The 4555-nt window shown below is 63.9% G+C and carries 4 protein-coding genes; 2 read left to right on the forward strand and 2 right to left on the reverse strand.

The window, feature by feature from the left end:
* Window positions 1–157 precede the first annotated feature (157 nt).
* Window positions 158–1045: an aldo/keto reductase family oxidoreductase gene (locus tag EN750_RS19875; protein ID WP_127397414.1), complete on the forward strand. Its 888-nt coding sequence runs from the start codon at window positions 158–160 to the stop codon at window positions 1043–1045.
* Window positions 1046–1316: 271 nt separating this feature from the next.
* Here EN750_RS19875 and EN750_RS19880 read toward each other — a convergent pair whose 3' ends face one another.
* Window positions 1317–2375, reverse strand: coding sequence for a glycerophosphodiester phosphodiesterase family protein (locus tag EN750_RS19880; RefSeq protein ID WP_127397415.1), 1059 nt, complete (start codon window positions 2373–2375; stop codon window positions 1317–1319).
* 97 nt (window positions 2376–2472) lie between these two features.
* Entirely contained in the window at window positions 2473–3681 is a 1209-nt protein-coding gene (locus EN750_RS19885) for an acyltransferase (RefSeq protein WP_127397416.1), read from the reverse strand.
* Window positions 3682–3804: 123 nt separating this feature from the next.
* Between EN750_RS19885 and EN750_RS19890 the strand changes: the two genes are divergently transcribed.
* Window positions 3805–4555 (forward strand): agmatinase (locus EN750_RS19890; protein ID WP_145967784.1); only part of this gene is annotated, 751 nt, incomplete at its 3' end.

Raw genomic sequence — 4555 nt, forward strand, 5'->3', positions numbered from 1 at the left:
GCCATCGCGAAACCCGCCGGCGCGCGCCACCGCCACGAAGGCGTTCAGATCGCTGAGGTCCATCATTGTTCGCCATTCCGCACGGCCTGTGTGGATTGTACCGGATTATCACGAGGTTGGGCAGCGCCTATCTCTGCCTCCTCAAAGGAGATCAATCATGTCCAATATCCAACAATCCGGCACCTTCGCCCCCGCCACCTTCAAGCTTGGCAGTCATACCGTGAAGCGGCTCGGCTACGGCGCCATGCAGCTCGCCGGGCCCGGCGTGTTCGGGCCGCCCAAGGACCATGACGCGGCATTGGGCGTGCTGCGCGAGGCGATTGCGCAGGGGATCGACCATATCGATACCAGCGACTTCTACGGCCCGCACGTCATCAACCGGCTGATCCGCGAAGCACTGGCACCCTACCCCGACGATCTTGTCATCGTCACCAAGATCGGTGCGCGGCGCGGGCCCGATGGCTCCTGGCTGCCGGCTTTCTCTCCCGAGGCGCTGACCCAGGCGGTGCACGACAATCTAGGCAATCTTGGGCTCGATGTGCTCGACGTCGTCAACCTGCGCATCATGTTCGATACCCATGGCCCCGCCGAGGGATCGATCGAAGCGCCACTCACCATCCTGGCCGGGCTTCAGCAAAAAGGTTTGGTCAGGCATATCGGGCTGAGCAACGTGACGCCGGCGCAGATCGCCGAAGGGCGCCGTATCGCCGAGATCGTCTGCGTGCAGAATCAGTACAATCTTGCGCATCGCGGCGACGACGCCCTGATCGACGACCTTGCCCGCGACGGCATTGCCTATGTGCCGTTCTTCCCGCTCGGCGGCTTCAACCCGCTGCAATCCTCCACCCTGTCGGACGTCGCAACACGCCTCGGCGCCACGCCAATGCAGGTTGCGCTCGCCTGGCTGCTGCGCCGCGCGCCCAACATCCTGCTGATTCCCGGCACATCGTCGGTCGGACATCTCAGGGAGAACCTCGCGGCTGCCGAACTGGAGCTTTCGGATGATGTGCTTGGGGAGTTGGATGGGATGGCGATGGCTGCTTGATAGGGCGCCCCACCGGGAGCATATGCTGCCTGTTGGGTCTCGGCTGTCACCCAACCCGGCGCTACGCGCCGACCTCCCCATCAAGGGGAGGTAGGGCGCCGCGCTTTACATACAGACACCCTTGCAACGCCTGCCGGCTCAGCGGTCTACTCAATGCGTCGAGACTGGCGGCGACCTCCACCTCCCCTCGATGGGGAGGTCGGCGCGTAGCGCCGGGTGGGGTGATGGCGCCGGCGTTCCCAAGGTGGGTGACAGCGCCAGCGTCGAATTGCTAGTTGATACTCGCCGTATTCGCCGGCTCGGCCGGCCGCGCCTCATTGGCATAAGGGACGCGAAAACCATTCGCCGTCAGCCATACGATGGCTGCCTTCGGCTCGTCCGTCTGGATGATTGTGGCGCCGCGATCGGCCCAAAAACCCCAGACTTCGCGCGGCAGGCTGGCCTGCACCGCCAGTTCGTCGCCGCGGCCGCCGGCCAGGAAGCCGCCCGGTTTGTTGGCGATGGCGTAGGTGTCGGCCCAGATGTGCCAGTTGCCCCTGACCGCGGCCGCGCGCATGCGCGTGCTGAACAGCGGCCCGCCGGCTTCGGTCAGCGTGTCGGCGCCTGCCCGCCAGTTGATGAGCTCGATCGCGCGCGGCGAAAAGGCATGGTCGACCGTCCGGGCGAAGCCGGCATCACGCACCGCGTCATCGGCGATGATCGGCATGAACTGGAAGCCGCCGCCGATAGCGGTCATTGCCGCCTGGACCGTGGTGATCCGGTTCTGGTTCCACAAATTCTCCTTGACGATAACCTGCTCGGCCATGCCGAGATCGCGAGCCACCGCGATCATGCCCGAGAGGTCGCCGACGTCGAGCTTGTTGTCGAGGTTGATGAGGGTCCTGTCCCTGGTCGCCATCAGCATCTCGCGCAGCGTCGAGACTGTTTCACCCGTCACCGCACCGGTGCCTTCGACCACCAGCCTGCAGGTCTTCAGTTCGGCCAGGGTGTATTTGACCACCTCGCCCTTGCAGGTGGTGGTGCGGTCGAGCCAGCTGTCATGCATGACGACGAACTCACCGTCCTTCGAGCGCCTGATATCGACCTCGACGATTTCTGCGCCCATGGCGATCGACCCCTCCACGGCGGCAATCGAATTTTCCGCGTAGAGCGTCTTGCCCGCCTGCATGCTGCCGGCGCGATGCGCGACCACCATGACGTGGTCGCGCCACTGGTTGGCGTGCTCGAAGCGGTCAAGAATCTGCCTGGCGCGGGTCTCGCCGGCCAATGACTGGTCAGAAAAGGCCACAAGTGCCGAGGAAAACAGAAGGCTCAGCCAGATGGTCCGCATCGAGAATCGCTCCTTGCCGGATCGAGATCGGGATAGGCGACCCTCGTGACATCCAGGTGAACGAAGCCGGCTAGCGGTTGTTCGCGGGGAGTGCGCGTCAGATGCGTTTCGAGAGCCGGCGGAACCACGCCATGGCCGGCATCTCGACAAAACGCCAGGTGATCCAGGAGGCGGCAATGGTGGCCGCGAGCATGACGACGATCGCCAATGCTCCGGTCCAGCCGGCGCCGAAGCCGGTGGCAGGCTGGCCGCGCAGCATGAAATCGCCCATCAGGCCGAGGCCGAGCTTGCGCTCGACGAGCCCGGCGATGTTGATCAGGCGCGCCTGGACGAAAATGTGGACCATGTAGATCGAGTAGGACAGCGCGCCGAGCGTCAACATGAACGGGGTTCTCAGCAAGGCGCTGATCCAGCCGCCCTCATGGGCGAACAGGAACAGCGCCAGCGCGAACACCAGGGGTGCCGCGATGCCGAAATCATTGCCGCCCGCCAGCGAGACGAAAAGCACGATGACGGTCACCATGACGATTTCGGCAAGGGTCCAGTCCATCCGCGGGCCGCTCCTGGCGAGGGCCTGTCGCGCCCCTGCAATGGAATCATGCTGAAACCAGGCCAGCAAGGCGCCGAGCGAGAAGCCGTACAGGCAGCGGATGAAGCCGAAATCGAAGGACACATCCATATGATGGGTCGAGAAACCGAGCAGGAACAGCGGCGCGGTGACGGCGGCGGCGACGAACCATATCCAGGCGCGCGCGCCGGCGACGAAGACCACGCCAGCAAACAGGAGATAGGCGAAGAACTCGGCCGAAATGCTCCAGCTTGGCGCATTCCAGGTCAATTGATCCTCGAAACCGACACCCTGGAGCAGAAGAAGATTGGCAAGCAGGCTGCCGAGGTCGAAGCCTCCGCTGAAGGGGGCAGCCCCGGTGCCGTGCAATTGCGGCAGCATCAGCCGCAGCAACTCGAAGCCGGCGAAGGCGGCAAGCATGAGCAGATGCAGCGGGTAGATGCGGCCGAAACGGACCAGTGCGAAGCGCGCGACCTGTTCCGGCTGGTTCAGCCGATCGCCGTAGCTGCTGGCGATGACGAAACCGGAGAGGACGAAGAAGAAATCGACGAACAGGTAGGACGAACCGATGAAGGCGCTTTGCGAAATCGTCGAAGCGGTCGGAAAGTGAAACAGCGCCACCAGAAGCGCGCAGATGCCGCGCCACGAATCGAGCACCAGGAAGCGTTCGCCGGCGACCGTGCCGGTGCGGGCCGACGCCACGACAAGGGTGGGGTTGAGAAACGCGGTCTGCGTCATGATGATACAATCCTGTCTTGCCGTGGCACTCGGGCAGCGCCATTCCGTCTCGCCAAGCTGTGACTGGCATCTTCCGTGCCGGTTCTGTAGTTGTTGCACCCCGATGAAAAACGAGGATCCGTAATGGCGAACAACAACATCGACAACGCCTTCACCGCCCGTTCCAAAACGGGCGCCGCGTTCGAGCCGACCTATTCCGGCGCGCTGTCGTTCATGCGCCGCAAATACACAAAAGACGTGAAGGGCGCGGACGCGGTGGTGTGGGGTATTCCCTTCGATGCCGCCGTCACCAACCGGCCGGGCGCCCGCTTCGGGCCGCAGGCGATCCGCCGCGCCTCGGCGATCCTCGATAACGACCCGCAATATCCGTTCTCACGCGATTTGTTCGAGCATCTGGCGGTGGTCGACTATGGCGATTGCCTGCTCGATTCGGGCAATCACCAGAAGACACCCGGCACGATCGAACGTGAAGCGGCCAAGATCCTGAAATCCGGCGCCTTCCTGCTGACGCTCGGCGGCGATCATTTCGTCACCTGGCCGCTGCTCAAGGCGCATGCCGCCATCCATGGTCCGCTCGCCTTGGTGCAGTTCGACGCCCATCAGGACACCTGGCCGGACGACGGCAAGCGCATCGACCACGGATCCTTCGTCGGCCGCGCCGTCAAGGAAGGCATCATCGACCCCGACCGCTCGATCCAGATCGGCATCCGCACCCATGCACCCGACACGTTCGGCATCAAGATCCTCCATGGCCATGAAATCGAGGAGATGCGGGCGTCCGATATCGCCTACGCCATCGTCGACCGCACCGGCGGCAAGAAGACCTACCTCACCTTCGACATCGACTGCCTCGATCCGGCCTACGCGCCTGGCA

The sequence above is a fragment of the Mesorhizobium sp. M7A.F.Ca.ET.027.03.2.1 genome (assembly GCF_003999175.1).
Lineage (GTDB): Bacteria > Pseudomonadota > Alphaproteobacteria > Rhizobiales > Rhizobiaceae > Mesorhizobium.